The following is a 16,936-nucleotide window of genomic DNA, read 5'->3' as shown; positions in this document are numbered from 1 at the left end:
ACCGCGTCCGGCTTGGCGTCTATTACCTCCCGTTCAATGCCCCTGACCCGTTCAAGACTATCATAATTTCCGGATCACGCAGCGAAGGCGCGCGATCATCTTGCGGAAATATGAAAGCATGCTTGGCAGCGTTGTCAAATCGCGGTATGTAAGCGTCACGGTGCTTATTGTATGAGTAAACCGCATGGGGAGGGGAAGATGGCTACCAAGAGGATTCCGCGCGCGCGCGGTGTTAGCAAGATATTAGGCGCTTCCGGTTTGGCGATCGCCGCCATGACCTACGCGATGCCGGCATGGGCGGATGAGCAAGAGACCGCCGCCACAGACCAGGACATCGTCGTAACGGGCCGCCGAGCAGCTTTGCAACAGGCTGAAGACCGTAAGCGCCGAAGCGAAACGATCATCGATTCGATCGTGGCGGACGATGCGGGCAAATTGCCGGACAATTCCATCACCGAAGTATTGCAGCGCGTGTCGGGCGTCACCATCGTCCGCTTCGCCGCGCTCAACGATCCCGACCATTATTCGGTCGAGGGTTCCGGCATCCAGATCCGCGGCCTAACCGGGGTCGCATCGCGACTCAACGGGCGCGAGATCTTCAGCGCGAATAATGGTCGCGCGCTGCAATTTGCCGACGTCACGCCCGAATTGATGGCGGCCGTCGATATCTACAAGGCATCGACGGCCGACCTGATCGAAGGGGGCACCGGCGGCCAGATCGACCTGCGGACGAAGGTGCCGTTCGACTATGGCAACGGTTTCCATGTTGCAGCAACGGGCGATGTCAGCATGGGCGATCTGGCTCGCAAAGCGGACGCTTCCGGTTCAGTTCTCGCGGCTTATCGCTGGTCGACGCCCATCGGCGAGATCGGCATTCTGGGCGATGTGGCTTATAGCCGTTTGAGCTCGAATTCGCATTTTTTTCGCGTCGAGCCTTATTTCCGCACCAGCATCAACAACTCAGACTATTATATTCCCGGCGGCTTCACCTATGGCGAGGAGCAGTTCCAGCGCACCCGCACCGGCATTTATGGCGCGATCCAATGGGCGCCATCTGACGCGCTGACCTTCACGGGGACCTTTTTCCAGTCGCGCTATAAGAACAGGTCGGGCGACTGGGGTGCTTTCGTGTCTTCGCAGTCGCTCAGCGTCGATCCCGCCGCCAGCGAGTTCGATGAGAATAATCTGCTGGTCTCGACGCCGCTGCTGTTCAATCGCAACCCCGACACGTTCATGCCCAGCGGCCCCATCACGTCGGGCGGCAATAAGGGCGCTTATGCCAGCCGCACCACCACCCGCGATTATTCGCTCAGCTTCGACTGGAGCCCGGACGACAGCCCCCTGTCGATCAAGGGCGCGATCCAGCGCGTGGAATCGGCGCAGACCTACACTCGCCTCGACGTGTTTCGGGACGTGGCATTCCCGGCCGGCTTCGGCCTCGATCTCAGCGGCGACCTGCCGGTCGTCAGCGTGCCGGATGGCACGCAACAGTCATTGTCAGATCCGGCCAATTATTTCTGGGCCGCATCCATGCCGCATGACGAGGATAATCAGGGTCGCCTCGAGTCGGGCAATCTGGACCTGGAATATAAGTTCGAGGATAGCTTCTTTCGCTCCGTGAAGTTCGGCGGGCGTTATGCCAAGCGCACGGAGCGCGACTTTGGCAATGGCTATAATTGGGCCGCGCTCGGCCGTGGATGGAACGGTGATCCTCAGCTCACCTTCGCCAATGCAGCGCCGGGCGACGTGGAACTGCACGCTTTTAAAAATTTCTTTCACGGCGCGGCGTCGTTGCCCGCCCATCTGATGTTTCCCACAGATGATCTGGTCCGCCGGTTCGATCGGCTGCAATTGACCGCTTCACCGCCGGCCGGCTTTTGCACTGGCATCGAGAATGATTGTTCTGCCGCGGGTCCGCTGTCCCAGACGGGCTATGGTGGCGGTTCGGGCATCCGCGCCCCCGGCTTCATGCTGCCGGTGGATCGGGTAGACAATGAGACCCAGACCATAGCGGGTTATGCGCTCATACGCTTCGGCTCGGATCAGGGTTTCGGCATTTCCGGCAATGTCGGTGCGCGCGTCCTGCACATCCGCAATGAAGGCAGTGGCTTCATTCAGCAGAATGCCACCGAGTTCATCTGGAATGGTGAGCGACTTACACTGGGCGCGCAGGCCGTTCCGCGCAGCGGGAAGGCGTCATTCACGCGGATTCTGCCATCGGTGAACATCGACTATTCACCGACCCCGAATACGAAGCTGCGCTTTGGGTATAACATCACTCTCGACCTTCCGACATTTCAGGCTTTGCGGGCATCGGGCTCGGTGGGCGCGGCTACTACAGCCAATCCCGACAGCACGCCGGAAAATAATCTGCCCGGTTTGCTGACCAACTTTACGGCAGAAACGGGCAATCCCTTGCTCAAGCCGACATTGTCGAACAATTTCGACTTGTCGTTCGAATATTATCCCCGGCCGGGCACATCATTTCACCTGGCGCCTTTCTACAAGCGCCTAACCAACCTGCCGATCTTTTCGATAACGGAACGGCAGGTCACCGTGGTCTTTACAAACGGCCGCACGGAGACGGTGAACGCTTCCGCGACCGACTATGTGAATTCGAGCAAGGCCGCCACGGTGAAGGGCTTCGAAATCGGCGGGCGCATCTTCTTCGACATGCTGCCAGGCTGGCTGGACGGTTTTGGGTTCGAAGGCAATTACACGTTCATCGACAGCAAGAATCCGGGTGACCTCTACCGCGACATCCTTGGCACGGTCCGTGACGACGCGCCGTTGGTCGGGCTCTCCAAGCATAATTTCAACGCTACGCTTCTGTATGAGCGAAAGGCGATTTCGGCACGTGTCGCCTATTCCTGGCGGTCGCGCTATCTTCAATCGACCAACAGCAACGGCACCAACCCGACTTATAACTATTATTCCGCGCCAGGCGTCAGTAGCGGCACCCAGATCGCCCTGCCGGTCTATGGCTCAAGCTATGGTCAGTTGGAGGCCGGCATCCGGTTCAAGGTCACGGAGAATTTCTCGTTCGGCGTCCAGGGGACGAACCTGACCAATTCAACCCAACGGACCTTGATGGGCGGCTATCCCGGTGGCAAACTCCAAGGGCGCAGTTGGTTTCAAACGGACCGACGGATCAGCACGGGCATCAATCTGGCATTTTGACGATGCGGATGCGATTGCCGGCCGAACCGGCAATCGCATGTCCCGTGGAGGGTGAATCTGCCATGGCCAAGAGCATCCTCATAGTGGGTGGAGGGACGGCAGGCTGGCTGACGGCAGGGTATCTGGCCCGCCGCCTGGGTTCCGACCTGCCCGGCGGCGTTTCGATCCGCGTGGTTGAATCGGCCGAGATCGGCATATTGGGTGTGGGAGAAGGCACTTTTCCCACCATTCGGCGCACGCTTGCGACGATCGGCATCGACGAGGCGGAAATGATCCGCCGATGCGGCGCAAGTTTCAAGCAGGGCGCGAAATTCGTGCATTGGCGCCATGCACCGGGGCAGGCTGGCCCGGATCATTATTCTCACCCGTTCCAGGTCGCGGAATCCCCGGAGGGCATGGAACTGCTCCCCTACTGGTTGCTTGGCCAGGGCGGCACGGACAATTGGGACGAGGTGTGCGGTCCGCAGAAAAAGGCGGCCGATGCACATCGCGCGCCCAAATTGCCCGACCATCCCGACTATGTTGCGCCGTTAAATTATGCCTATCATTTCGACGCAGTGGCGCTCGCGGAAATGCTGCGCGACAAGGCGGTCGAAAATGGCGTCGCGCATCTCTCCGATCGCGTGACGGAGGTGCTTGTCGGCGGCGATGGTGCGATCGATGGCGTGCGCACCGCCCAGCATGGATTGCTGAAGGCCGACCTTTATATCGACTGCACCGGATTTCGCGCCGAACTGATCGGCAAGGCGCTCGACATGCCCTATCGGTCCTGCCGCGACGTACTGTTTTGCGACAGTGCCGTGGCGATGCAAGTGCCTTACGCCACCATCGATGATCCTATCGCATCCTGCACCATAGCCACCGCGCAGGATGCAGGCTGGATATGGGATATCGGGCTCGAAAAGCGGCGGGGTATCGGCCATGTCTATTCGTCGGCCCATATGGACGACGGCTCTGCCGAAGCGCGCCTGCGCGCTTATGTCGGCCCGGCATCGGATCGGCTGGAGTTCCGCAAACTTCGCTTCGAAGCAGGTTATCGCGAAACCAACTGGCACAAGAACTGCGTCGCCGTCGGCCTTTCCAGCGGCTTTTTTGAGCCGCTCGAAGCGACGGGGATCGTATTTTCGGAGATCGCGGCGGGGATGATCGCAAACCTCTTCCCCTGGGGTGGGGATTTTGAGTCTTCCGCGCGTCAGTATAACGCTAATATGCGCAAGCGCTACGAAAGGGCGCTCGACTTCATCAAGCTTCATTATTGCATTTCGGAACGTCGGGACACGGACTTTTGGCGCGACAATGTCGCCCAGTCTTCGATCCCGGACAGCTTGCTCGAACTGCTCGATCGCTGGCGCTTTCGTCCCCCCAACGAAATGGATTTCGACCTTCAGGTGGATATTTTCTCCGAAATGAGTTGGCAATATGTCCTCTATGGCATGGGGTGGAGGACCGACCTGACCGCAAAGGCAGGCATTTATCGCTACCATGACGAGGCGCGGCGGGCCTTTGCAGAAGTGCGCCGGCAGGCAAGCTTCGCGATCGCCAACCTGCCGTCCAATCGAGAACTGATCAGTAATGCGCATCGCCGCGGCTTCGGCACCCGGCCCGCCGCGGCATGACAGTCCGCGCGCGCTGCATAGCATCGCATAGCGCGTGGCATTATCCTGTCAGGGCGCCCGGTCGCGTGTCCGCCGTCATGCGATATCGGCCACGGCCATCAAGCCTGACCTGCTGAAGCTTGCCCCGATATCGGATCGCAACCTCCGATGAAGGCGGGCCTTGCAGGGCGAGCCAGGAAAGCGCGCCGTTCGTCCAGCCAATGCTGGCTGTAATGTTGCCGCGCGCGCGGATCCCGCTCATTCGGCCGGATGGCCAGGCGGCGGGAAGCGCAGGAAGCAGGATGACCTCTCCACCCCAGCTTTGCAGGATCATTTCGATAATCCCCATCGCGCCCCCGAAATTGCCATCTATCTGAAACGGGGGATGGGCGTCGAACAGGTTTGGATAGGCCCGATCCGGTCCGATCAGGGATTTCAGAATAGCGTGTGCATGATCGCCGTCACCGATCCGCGCCCAGCAGCAGATACGCCATGCCGTCGCCCAGCCCGTCGAAAGATCGCCGCGCTGTTTCAGGCTGACCTCGCTGGCCTTCACAAATGCCGGTGTGTCGCGCAGGTTAAACTGCGCGCTGGGGAAGAGACCGTACAGGTGCGAGATATGGCGATGATTCTGCTCCGGCGCTTGCGCATCCCAATCGTCCAGCCATTCCTGCACCTGACCGCCCTGGCCGATCTGATCGGGCGCGATCCGCTTTCCGGTCTCCGATATTTGCCGGGCCAGGTCGGCGTCCACGCCCAACCGACCGGCCGCGATGACCGTGTGGCGAAACAGGTCGCGGACGATCTGGCGATCCATCGCCGGGCCAGCACAGATAGATGATCCGAACGGATGGCCATTTTCGGGGGACAATGAGGGCGAGGTGACCAATCCACGACCCGCCGGATCATCAACCAATGTATCGAGGAAAAAGAGCGAAGCGCCCCGCATCACCGGATAGAGCCGGGCGAGCATGGCCGGATCGAGGCGATATTCATATTGATCCCACAGCGTGTTGCATAGCCACGCACCGCCGCAAGGCCATAGTCCATAGAATGCGCCATCGACCGGCGCGGCCGCCCGCCAGATGTCGGTATTATGGTGCGTGACCCACCCCCGGGCACCATACATAGTTCTGGCGGTGCCCGCGCCGGTGACAGATAATTCCTCCGCCATGCGCAGCAGCGGTTCTACGCACGCCCCAAGACCCGCGGGTTCGGCGAGCCAATAGTTCATTTCGGTATTGATATTGATCGTATATTTGCTGCCCCAGGGCGGATTGGTGCCCGCGTTCCATAGCCCTTGCAGATTGGCCGGCTGCGTTCCCGGCCGCGAGGACGAGATCAGCAGATAGCGCGCATATTGCAGATATAGTTCGGCCAGACCGCGATCATCGGCCGCTGCGGATTGGGATATCCGCGTATCGGTGGGCGTGCCGTCCCTGTCTTCCCCTTCAAGTTCAAAGGAAAAGGCGCCGAAGAGGGCGCGATGGTCCTTGATATGATCGCGGCGCAGCAACGCGAAAGATTTCCGCGCGGCCTTTTCGCTGCGCGATCGCACGATCGCAACGGGATCGCCGGACGTATCGCGATAATTTATGTAGCTCGTAGCGGCGGTAATCAGCAGCGTGGCCCAACGCGCATTGCCGACCGACAGAACGGTATCGGACAATGTCACAATGCCATCCGTCAACAGCCTGACCCGAATGGCGAATGTAAGCGCCGACGGCACATTGTTCGCGGCTTTGTTACGTCCGGTGATCAGCCAGGCCCCCGGCCCGTCTTCGCGAATGACGATGTCGTCCGGGCGAAGGCCCATTTCCTCGCGCTGCATCCAGTCGATCGCATCGCCGGCCACATTGCTGAAATCCGGATTCCCATATTCGGCTTCCCGCGGGCCACGATAGCCCAGGTCGAAGCCGATCCGTCCGCTGCTCGCCTCGATCCGCCATGCGATGACCTGATCGGGCGCGGACGCGAAGGATTCGTGCCGGACCTGCCCGGCCCCGGTGTCATAGCTGGTCGTGGCTATCGCCGTTTCAAGATCAAGTTCACGCCGATAAGCGGAAGGGGCCTTCGCTCCATCGAAGGTGAGGAAGATGTCACCCAGGGTTCCATAAGGCATTTGCCACATCGGACGCGCCATCATTGTGTCGCCCGCAAGCACCTCGGCCTCCTTGTAACGCCTTTGCGCAATCAGGCGCCGCACCTCAGGCAGGGCGGAAAGCGCATCCGGGCTGTCCGGCGTATAGGGGCCGCCCGCCCACATCGTATCTTCGTTGAGTTGAAGCCGTTCCTGCCCGACCCGACCGAACACCATCGCACCGAGCCGGCCATTGCCGAGCGGTAGCGCCTCTTCCCATATGGAGGCTGGCCGCTGATACCAAAGCCGGCAGGGTTTCGACCGCCCACCGGCGGGGATGTTGGCGACCGCGCCAGACGCAAGAGGCAACGCCCCCATGCCCGCCAGTAGGACGCGTCGCGACAGATCATCGAATATCGGCATTCTTCATTCCTTCATCCGCGCCGCCACTCTTAACCGTCGGGCGCTTGACGCCCCAATATGGATTGGCGGCCTGTAACTTGCCTGGAGCGCGCCGCTGATGGCGCATGATCGCCCGTCGCTCCTTTGTGACATGGTTTCACGCGCGGCGAGGCGCTTCCCCGGCCGCGCGCAACCCTGCTGCGGCCGTCAGGGTCTGACTGGTTCGAGCCGCACGAGCAGTATGTCGTTCGACTGCATCGGCAGATCGACCTCGAACGATCCGCCGCGGGGCACCGTCACCTTGTCCTGACGTTCAGGCAGATCACGGGTCAGCGCCTGAAGCTGCGCGATCTGCGCTTCGGTCAGCTTAACCGGCATCTTCATGTCGATATAGGCCGAGAAGGCATCGTTATGCCGGTATCCCGTGCGGAATATGCGCAGCGTATATTTGCCGGGCCGGACATTGGCGAAGCGCAGCTTAACGGGCGCCTCCGGCTCGGACTCGACCTGCTTGCCGTAAAAGGAGCGGTTGCTGACCGACTGCTCCGGCTGGTGCCAATCCCACACGACCAGAGCCATGTCGGATCCATCGACCGATGCGATCGTATAGGGATCACCCGTGGGAATCTCACGTCCCTTGAGCGCGTTCAGATATTTATAGGTGAACCAGGCCGGCTTGCGGATACCCTGGGGGTTCATCAGGCCAAAACCGCCCTCGAACGCCGCATGGGGCGGGCCAGGCTCTTCGAACAGGTCGCTATAGGTCCAATAGCTCATCCCTTGGGCGATGCCCTGAACCGCCTTGAGCTTGGTGAGAATATAGGCCGCGCTCACATAGGAATCATGCACCAGGTCGCGGGGCGTGTAGCTGGTGCTCCATTCGGTGAAATAGAGCGGCAGATCTGGATATTTCGAAGCCGCAATCTGCTGGCGCACGCGACGCACATCTCCGACGATCGCATCGGGGGAAGATGAAAGCTTGGTGTCCGACTTGCCTTCCTCGTCCAGGAAGCCGCCATCGACACCATAGGTATGCGTCGTCACAAAGTCGATCGGCGAGCCGTGCTGATGGGCATAATCTAGCAATTCGGGCACCCAGGCCGCGCCTGCGGTGGAAGGACCGCCTACCCGCAAAGTCGGATCGATGGCCTTGATCGCCTTGGCAGTCACGTCATAAAGTTCGAAATAGGCGGCTTGGTCGCCCTTTTCCCAAAAGCCGTCCAGATTGGGCTCATTCCAGACCTCGAAAAACCAGCTGCGTACTTCCTGTTTGCCGTAACGGTCCTGGAGATGGTGGACGAAGGCGGTGATCAGATCGCGCCAGGGGCCAAGCCTGGGGTGCGACGTATTGCCCTTCCAGTAGAAGATGCTGCTGTCGGAGGTCTTCATCGCCTCAGGCGTGAAGCCCAGTTCCACGAAGGGCTTGATCTTGCGGGCGAGCAGCTTGTCGTACAGCTCGTCTAGCTTGGTCCAGTCGTAGATGATCCTGCCATCCTTCTGCTGCACCGTTCCAAGCACATCATGGAAGATCGCGTGGAAACGGATATAGCGGAAGCCCAGCTCATCGCTCGCACTCTGAAGCTGGGCCATGCTGTCATCGCGGATCAGCGTACCGGGATAGTCCGAACCCACTGACAGATCGAAGAAACGATCGACCGGCGCCTGCGCGGCTCGGGTATCGACGTTCACGATGCGCGGCGCTGCCTCCGCTTCGCCGGCGGACGCGGCCTGCGGGACCATGCCGGCCATAGCGAAGCCGAGAAGCAGGGATAGGGTGGAACGGCTTTTCATCACGACATTGTCTCTCCTGGTAACATGCAAGGCGCCCAACCTCAGAAGGGGGCCAGAATATCAATTTCCGAAATTGCGAGCTGGCGTCGATCGTCACTTTTGTTCAGGAAGGTCAGCCGAACCTGCCGGGCTGCAACCGCCTGCCCAAGATGCACTCGCTGGGTCTGGCGTGAATTGACGATGTTGGAGAATTCACCAGCGCTGCGCCGTTCCCATGTCACGCCATCCTCGCTGGTTTCGAAGACGTAATGGGGCGGCGGCGTGGAGGGATGCGACCAGTCTTGCATGGGCACCAGCGAAAAGCCCGCAATGCGTTCGCGCCGGCCAAGATCGATGGTCAGCGATCCTGGAGCTGATGTGAACCAGGTCGTCAATCCATCCCCGTCGAACAGGATTTCAGCTCTTGGTGCGCTCGCGGCCACGACCTTCAGCAGCGCGCGGTCGAGCAAGGCGACGCTGCTCGTCTCCTCCGCTGTCAACAGGCGCGGCGCGACGCTCTTGAACAGTGCGAATTCAGTGATTGCGGGGCAAGCCGGCGCCTCCAGGATCCGCAACCGGATGCGGCGTGGCATGATAGGCTGAGCCAGGCGGAGTATCCGCTGCGAACCGATCAGTTGCTTGTTCACGATCTCCTGCCAATTGCCGTCGCCCGCCATGTCGGCATCAACGGCAAAACGCGTGACCCGCACGCCAAGGGCGATATTTTCGCGCAGCCGGATCAGGTCGAACTGCGTGCCGGGCGCCAGGTCGAGCGTGAGCATGGGCATCACATCCTCGTCCGGCGTGCTCCAATAGGTGTCGCGCTGGCCGTCGAGCACATTCGCAGCGCGAAAGAGCCTGCCGCGCTCGGCCGAAGCATGGGCGACAGCATTCCGGGCCAGATCCTTCGCAAAGCTGGCGCGCAGGGCGTCACCGAATGCCGTGAGCGATGCTACATCCTGATCGGGGACGCGACCGCGCCGGTCGGGCGTCAGATTGAGGATCATGTTCGTGCTGCGCCCGACGGACTCGTCGAATATCTTCGTCAGTGTCTCGGGCGATTTGACGCGTGTGTCCTCGTCCGCGTGATAAAACCAGCCGGGACGGATCGACGTATTCGTTTCCGCCGGCCACCAGATGTCGCCGCCGCGAATGCCCCCAAAACCGTCGCTCTGAGTATAGGCTTTCTTGCTGTCCATTGTCGGCCAGCAGGGGTCGCCCGCGACGCCGCCTTCATTACCCACCCACCGCAGATCCGCGCCGCGCGGCTCGAAGGTGCAGGCCATAGGCTGCATCGAATGGACATAATCAACGATCGATGGCCATTGATAATAAGCCTCCGCGTCGATCTTCCGCGTCTCGCGTGCACCGCCATAATAACCGTCGCCGCCATTGGCGCCGTCGAACCACACTTCAAACAGCGTGCCATATTGGGTGCACAACTCATTGAGCTGGGCACGGAAATATTCGATATAAGCAGGCCGACCATATTCGGCATGGTTCCGGTCCCAGGGCGAAAGATAGATGCCAAAGGCAATGCCGCCTCGACGGCAGGCATCCGCAAATTCACGCACGATGTCGCCCTTGCCATCCTTATAGGGGCTGTTGCGCACGCAATGTTCGGTTAACGGCGTCGGCCAGAGGCAGAAGCCGTCATGATGCTTGGCGGTAAGGACGATGCCATGCAGATTGCCAGCCTTCGCCGCCGCGACGATCTGGTCCGCGTTGAAATCGGTCGGGTTAAACAGGGCCGGATTCTCGTCGCCATAGCCCCATTCCTTGTCGGTGAAAGTGTTCACCGTGAAATGGACAAAGGCGTATGTTTCGCGCCTATGCCATGCGCGTTGGCGTGGGCTGGGCAGCGCGCCCCAAGGTGCCGGTGCTTTTGCGGACGTCATGCGTGCCGCCCGCAGAGGCGTAGCAGCAAGCGCGACGCCTCCGCCCATGACAGCCCTGCGCGTCAATGTTCGAAACACTATCCTCTTCCTTTTTGTCGTCTGGCAAATGCGATCCCCGGCACAAAAAGAGGACCGGACGCACCGCGCCCGGCCCTAGGGGAGGCTCGGGAAAGTCTTGCGCGCCGCGCATGGGACATGATCGCCCACCACCGCAGCCGTGGCGCGACGGAGCGATTCCGTCTATTGCATACCCACGGGCGGCCGAAGTCCGCACGGCAGGAAGCGGCCGCAGCTTGAAATATATGGCTATGCCCCCTCCTCCCCTGTCCCTGCATGGTGGTGCCGCGGACCGTTAGGCGCGAAGCGTTTCACCTGTGCAGCGTGTGTCTTTCGTTCGGGCGAGTAATAACATTCTCTTCGCAGACCTGAGGGTAATTGTTCCGGGCCGGAACATTCAGGACACAGAGCGGATAGGAAGCTAGCCAGCGGGACATATCGGCACGAATCGGCCCTTTCTTCATGGCAGCCCGGACGTCCGGCGAAGAATTGGGGAAAAGGGGGAAATCGGCCATCAACAAGGCGTAGCGACATCAAATGGCACTATATCTGCGCATTTGGCTGCACCCTGAGGCCCTTGGAAATATACCCTGTTAAAGAGACTGCCCCAGCATTCCTTCAACCACAGCTCGATAGCTTCGGCTGAGCGTCAGATGGGTTCCGTCCTTCATCATGACCTCAAATTCGCCATGCGACCGACGTTCAAGCAGCGCGACCGACCGCATGTTCACGATGCTGGATCGGTGTATCCGCACAAAGCGGAACGGGTCGAGCCGACTGGCCACCACGGCAAGGCTGGCGCGATAAAGATATTCCTCACCGCCAACGTGAAGGGTTACATAGACGCCGGCGGCTTCGATCCAGTCAATATCATGCGCCATCACAAGCCGGGTGACGCCCCGCGCCTTAACCACAAGCCAATCCCAAATCTCTCCGGGTGCGGCGCGTTTCGCGGCCAGTTTGAGCAATTCCGGGCCAAAGTCGTTCGCATCGGTTGAATCACTGGCGCGATGTTCGCGCAGGCGCGTCTTGACCCGCTCCATGGTCCGCTCGAAGCGGTTGTCCCCAAAAGGTTTGAGCAGATAATCGAGCGCATCCGCCTCGAACGCCTGGAGCGCAAAACGGTCATAGGCGGTCACGAACACCGTGAGCGGCATATTATCCACACCCATGGCGTCGATCACACCGAAGCCATCGACGCCGGGCATCTGGACATCCAGGAACACGATGTCGGGCTGGGCCTCCTGAATCATATCCAGCGCCGCGAGGCCATGTCCTGCTTCCAGAATGCGGCCAACGTCGCGGTCCCTCGACAGAAGATCCACAAGCCGCCTGCGAGCGGGGGCTTCGTCATCGACGATCAGGGCGCAAAAGGAGTCAGGCAGCGCGTTCACGGGCGCCGGTCCCCACCTCGTAGAGCGGCACATATATAGTGACGTTGGTCCCGCCACCTTCCCGGGCGCTCACGGCGAAGCGATCCCCTTGAGGACTCGGATAAAGGGCGCTGATGCGCTCGCGCGTCACGCGCAAGCCGACGCCCTCCACCGCCTCCATCCGCCAGTCGGGCGGCAGACCGACACCATTGTCCTGAACATGGATTTCAAGTTGTCCTCCCGCCTTCTGTGCTGAAACCACGATCATCCCGCCCGACATGCGTGCCTCGATCCCGTGCCTGATCGCATTTTCCACCAGCGGTTGCAGCAACATGGACGGCACCATGGTCGACATGACTTCGGGCTCCACGTTGATCTTCACATCGATCCGATCTCCGAACCGAACCTTCTGGATGGCCAGATAATTGGTGAGTAACGCCAGTTCCTCAGCCAACGTGATTTCTGCGCTGTCCTTGCAGTCCAACGAACATCGCAGCAGCGTACCAAGATTCTCGATCATCTCACGCGCCAGTTTCGGATCGGCGACGACCTCGGACGAAATGGCGTTCAAGGCATTGAACAGAAAATGCGGTTCAAGCTGTAGGCGCAACGCGTTCAGATTGGCTTCCAACAAGCGTTTTTCGACCCGCTCCAATTCAAGCTGGCTGTTCATAAAACGGCTGTAGAATTTCAGGGCCTGTCCGATGCCAACGATCGCGCAGTAAGTCATCCAACTGCCAAGGAAAAAATATTTGGCAAACTCAGCATCCCGAAGCGGATTCCACCAAATTTCCTCGAAAGGATAGATCAGCAAGCCCGCCAAGATGGTGTGAACGAAGCTGACCGGTATGCTGAACAATAAAAGAACGATTGAAAGACGAAGAACGCTTTGCTCCAGCGAGACGAGCCACCGATCCATGAGCAAGAGCGCGGGCATCATCAATATCCACGACCAAGCATCGATGAGCTTTCCCAGTAGCATGTACCAGTTAAACCCGCTGTTGAATAAGTCGGGCACACCTTGGAACAGGCCCACCGCTGTCCAAGTCAGGAAAGCGAAGGTCGCCAACCGCAGCGGCGCGATCGACGTCATGCGCCAAGGCACGTCCAGTGCGGCGAAGGGGTTAGCCGTTACCGCCATCGTTGCACCGGGCCTGAACGGATAATGTCGAGCATTGCTCATGATACGACATAGCCGAGGCGGTGGGAACAAGGGAGAAGACGCTCGGTCACGTTACCCTCGCAGTCAAAATGCGGTGAGTGTCCATCAGTCCGGGTCGGAATAATCGCCGAACAATCGGCAGGCGATGGTGCAGGCGATGGCGCCGATACTTCATAGTTCCTCTCCCCGACACCCGAGTTGTTTTCATACAGACCCAGCCCAAGCATCTCGGCCCTGACGGCAGTTTAGGTCGTCGCGCGATGATTCGCGGCATTGGGCGTCAACCTGTCCACACCCCTCCTGTTACAGCAGTTTCGGACATGCCACAGGCCCGGCCAAGGTCATCGAGCCACAACCAGGCCGGAAATGTTTCGAACCGGACTGACGCTTCACGAAGCGGCCCAGAAATTTGCGAACCGGCACTGAGGCTCAGTAATTTCTAGTAAAAACAGATCTTTACCAGCTTCCGCTAGCACAGATTGATGGACGCCGCGGCAAAAACATGTGCATTTATAGTCCAGCCATGCAGCAGCGTCTCCAAAAGGACGCCCTAGAAAATGGCACGGGGAGAGAAGGATGTTGGGAAGACTTCAGAATCTCTTCCTGTTCGTGACCAGCGGAGCGTTGGTTGAATAGGAGCGGACAGGCATGAAAGATATCCAGAGCAAATAGATGCGGCTTGCCGCATTCGGCCCGCGAGATTGCATGGCCGAGCTTGCTATCTCGGACGCGGGCGGCTCGCCTCCGTCGAAGAAGCCATTATTTTTGACAACGATGTCATCTGCAATCGCAAAGGGGATGCGAGCGATGCAGCAGGCAGCGGGCTTCTTCGCTTTCGCGCCGGTTCTCTTGTTTGAAATATTGAATGAGAATGGGAGGGGCTAAAGTGAATATTCGTGATCTTATGGTGAAGACCAGTATTCTTGCGTTCGTCGCTGCGGGCATTGGCGCGGCGGAGCCGGCGTTGGCACAAACAAAGGCGACCGCCAAAGACCAGGCCAAGGACGACGACGCCAAGGAGAAGGCCGAGGACCGCAACATCATCGTCACGGCCCGCCGCAAGGCGCTGCAGACCGCAATCGAGAACAAGAGAAACGCGGATACAATTATCGAATCGGTCGTGGCCGATGAGGCGGGTCAGCTACCCGACAATTCGATCACCGAGGTGCTTCAGCGGGTGTCGGGTGTCGCGCTTTCGCGCTTCGTGGCCGTAAACGGGGGTAGCACCAGCTTTCAGATCGAGGGGACCGGTTTTTCGGTACGCGGGCTGCCGTACAGCACAAGTACCGTCAATGGTCGGCAGGTCTTCAGCGCCAATAGTGGTAGCGCTATCAGTTGGGGTGAGGTGACACCTGAACTGATGAGCGGCGTGGATCTTTACAAGGCGTCCCGCGCCGACCTTATCGAAGGTGGTGTATCCTCGGTCGACCTGCGCACGCGGTTGCCCTTTGATTTCTCGAAAACTGAATTCAATGTCTCGGTCGGCGCCAGCTATGGCGACCAGAGCAAAAAGTCTTCCCCCAGAGCTTCGGCTTTGTTTTCCAAGCGCTTTGATACCGGTATTGGTGAATTCGGCGTGCTCTGGGATTTTGCCTTTAGCCGGCTTTATCAACAGAGCAGCAATTTGCAGGTGGGCGCCATGTTTGGCGAATATGCTCCCTCTGCGCCAACCAACAACAACATTGCCCTGGTACCGAGCGGCTTCAACTGGAGCGTCAACAAGAATAAGCGCGACCGTTACGGCGCGTACCAAGCCGTTCAGTGGGCGCCGAACTCCGATCTGACATTTACCAATACTTTGTTTTTCTCGCAATATGTTTCGGATTCACTCAGCCAGAGCGGTGGCTTCGGCCGTACGCCCAGCCAGATCGACGAAATCATGCCGCAACTCGGCAGCGATCCGGTTTACGATTCAGCCGGCGCCTTCAAGCGCGGGACACTGATTCTTGGGTCCACGGGCAACGCATCCTTCGGCAACAACACCACAGCGGAAGAGCTGATGCCGGCGGACTGGGCGAGTTGGTTCCCTCGCGAAGCGCTCAATATCAGTTGCGGCGGCAATTACGGTGATCCCGTGTCCAGCCTGAAATGGGATTGGGGCAATTATCCCAACATCATCAGTTGCAATACGCCGCAGTCGAGCCTCAACCCCAACAGCGGATCGTCGTCCGGGCATAGCAAAAGTTCGACGCTCGACCTCTCGCAATCCTTCATATGGACACCGGGTGATCGGCTGCGCGTCCGGGGCGGCGTGCAATATGTCTATTCACGCGCAACCGGTCGCAACATGTTCGTTTCGATAGCGGAGGATCCCTCCATTGAAAGCCACCCCCCTCTGGTTACATCCGTGGATGTGGATTTGACGGGGACGCTGCCAAAGATTTCCGGACTCAATCAAGATGGTTTGCTGGACCCAGCGAATCATTATCTGGGTTCGATGGGATATAATGGCCCCGACAATACCGGCCGGATGCTCGCGGGGAATCTGGATCTCGATTACAGGCTGAGCGACAATGGCTTCTTGCGAACCATCTCGATTGGCGGACGTGCGGCGCGCCGCACCGAAAAGGACAATTTCATCGGCACCTACTGGGCGCCTCTGGGGGCGTCATGGCTGAACAATATTCAGTATCTCGATACGATCAATCCATCCGACTTTGAGACCACGAAATTCCCTAATTTCTTTGGTGGCCGGCTGGCCTCGCCCGGCAATATGCTCATGCCTGCCCAGTCTCTTATGAAGAGCCGGGACTGGTACTATATGTTGAGTACCTATAATGGCACGATCGAAGACGGAACTCGTGAGCAATATTGGAATATGATCGATGGCGGCATGGGTAGAACCAGCAGCCGTATTTCCACCATCGCTGGCTATGTTCAAGCCAAGTTTGCCCACGACGGGCTAGGCTTTGTTCCGGCCTTTTCCGGCAACATCGGCGTCCGCGTGTTTCGCGAATCGGTGAGCGCTTCGGGCAATCTGAGCGAACCGGCTGTGACGGAGCCGTTTGTTCTGACGGAGGCGGATAGCGCGCTGGTCGCGGCGTTGCGAGCTCCGGGCGGCGAAGATGCCGGTGTATATCCGACGATGTACACGATGGTGCAGAGCGTCACGCCACAAACACGCAAATATTCCTACACGCGCATATTGCCCTCATTCAACATCAAGTTTGACGTGAGCCGCAACTTCGTCGTCAGGGCGGCGGCATCGATATCCAGCTCCCCGCCCAACCTCAACGATGTCCGCGCGGGCGGATCGATCACCCCGAGGCTGCTTAACTCCGGCAACCCTCTGGCGCCAGGCGTGTTGACAGGTGTCAAGGCCGACGGCGGCGGAGCCAATCTCAAACCGGTGACGATCCGAAGCCAGGACCTCTCGTTCGAATATTATCCGAACTCGCAGAGTCTTCTCTGATTGGGGC

9 protein-coding genes are annotated in these 16,936 nt (G+C 59.4%); 4 read left to right on the top strand and 5 right to left on the bottom strand.

From position 1 onward, the window contains the following. Nucleotides 1–198 precede the first annotated feature (198 nt). Together C100_RS37605 and C100_RS37600 are read left to right on the top strand one after the other, a co-directional pair. Complete coding sequence (locus C100_RS37605; protein ID WP_161633920.1) at nucleotides 199–3,180, top strand: TonB-dependent receptor; 2,982 nt, start codon at nucleotides 199–201, stop codon at nucleotides 3,178–3,180. Between the two features lie 62 nt (nucleotides 3,181–3,242). Continuing rightward, nucleotides 3,243–4,796: a tryptophan halogenase family protein gene (locus C100_RS37600; protein WP_031309613.1), complete on the top strand. Its 1,554-nt coding sequence runs from the start codon at nucleotides 3,243–3,245 to the stop codon at nucleotides 4,794–4,796. Between the two features lie 40 nt (nucleotides 4,797–4,836). Here the strand turns inward: C100_RS37600 and C100_RS0124815 are convergent, their stop codons facing one another. From C100_RS0124815 to C100_RS37580, 5 genes are all read right to left on the bottom strand, one after another. After that, entirely contained in the window at nucleotides 4,837–7,278 is a 2,442-nt protein-coding gene (locus tag C100_RS0124815) for a glycoside hydrolase family 95 protein (RefSeq protein ID WP_052028310.1), read from the bottom strand. Between the two features lie 186 nt (nucleotides 7,279–7,464). Then, nucleotides 7,465–9,048 (bottom strand): GH39 family glycosyl hydrolase, encoded by a 1,584-nt coding sequence (locus C100_RS37595; RefSeq protein ID WP_235219090.1) that lies wholly within the window; start codon nucleotides 9,046–9,048, stop codon nucleotides 7,465–7,467. Between the two features lie 41 nt (nucleotides 9,049–9,089). Further along, nucleotides 9,090–10,973: an alpha-L-fucosidase gene (locus C100_RS37590; RefSeq protein ID WP_024020248.1), complete on the bottom strand. Its 1,884-nt coding sequence runs from the start codon at nucleotides 10,971–10,973 to the stop codon at nucleotides 9,090–9,092. A gap of 602 nt (nucleotides 10,974–11,575) precedes the next feature. Beyond that, nucleotides 11,576–12,376: a LytR/AlgR family response regulator transcription factor gene (locus tag C100_RS37585; protein ID WP_024020247.1), complete on the bottom strand. Its 801-nt coding sequence runs from the start codon at nucleotides 12,374–12,376 to the stop codon at nucleotides 11,576–11,578. Next, a complete protein-coding gene (locus tag C100_RS37580) occupies nucleotides 12,360–13,538 on the bottom strand; it encodes a sensor histidine kinase (protein WP_084625399.1) in 1,179 nt (392 codons plus the stop codon). The genes C100_RS37585 and C100_RS37580 overlap by 17 nt, the downstream gene beginning before the upstream one ends. Before the next feature lie 684 nt (nucleotides 13,539–14,222). Here C100_RS37580 and C100_RS37575 point away from each other — a divergent pair. Both C100_RS37575 and C100_RS37570 read left to right on the top strand, forming a co-directional pair. Then, the gene (locus C100_RS37575) at nucleotides 14,223–14,402 is read left to right on the top strand and encodes a hypothetical protein (protein WP_024020245.1); all 180 of its coding nucleotides are present in this window, start codon (nucleotides 14,223–14,225) and stop codon (nucleotides 14,400–14,402) included. 1 nt (nucleotide 14,403) lies between these two features. Next, complete coding sequence (locus C100_RS37570; RefSeq protein WP_200866571.1) at nucleotides 14,404–16,929, top strand: TonB-dependent receptor; 2,526 nt, start codon at nucleotides 14,404–14,406, stop codon at nucleotides 16,927–16,929. The last annotated feature ends 7 nt before the right edge of the window (nucleotides 16,930–16,936 follow it).

The sequence above is a fragment of the Sphingobium sp. C100 genome, assembly GCF_000508185.1.
In the GTDB taxonomy this organism is placed as follows: Bacteria; Pseudomonadota; Alphaproteobacteria; order Sphingomonadales; family Sphingomonadaceae; genus Sphingobium.
This window is presented reverse-complemented; position numbering and strand designations above follow the sequence as displayed.

Coding starts and splice junctions, on each gene's coding strand:
- C100_RS37605 (WP_161633920.1), top strand. CDS start 199: ATGGCTACCAAGAGGATTCCGCGCGCGCGCGGTGTTAGCAAGATATTA.
- C100_RS37600 (WP_031309613.1), top strand. CDS start 3,243: ATGGCCAAGAGCATCCTCATAGTGGGTGGAGGGACGGCAGGCTGGCTG.
- C100_RS0124815 (WP_052028310.1), bottom strand. CDS start 7,278: ATGCCGATATTCGATGATCTGTCGCGACGCGTCCTACTGGCGGGCATG.
- C100_RS37595 (WP_235219090.1), bottom strand. CDS start 9,048: ATGAAAAGCCGTTCCACCCTATCCCTGCTTCTCGGCTTCGCTATGGCC.
- C100_RS37590 (WP_024020248.1), bottom strand. CDS start 10,973: ATGGGCGGAGGCGTCGCGCTTGCTGCTACGCCTCTGCGGGCGGCACGC.
- C100_RS37580 (WP_084625399.1), bottom strand. CDS start 13,538: ATGAGCAATGCTCGACATTATCCGTTCAGGCCCGGTGCAACGATGGCG.
- C100_RS37575 (WP_024020245.1), top strand. CDS start 14,223: ATGGCCGAGCTTGCTATCTCGGACGCGGGCGGCTCGCCTCCGTCGAAG.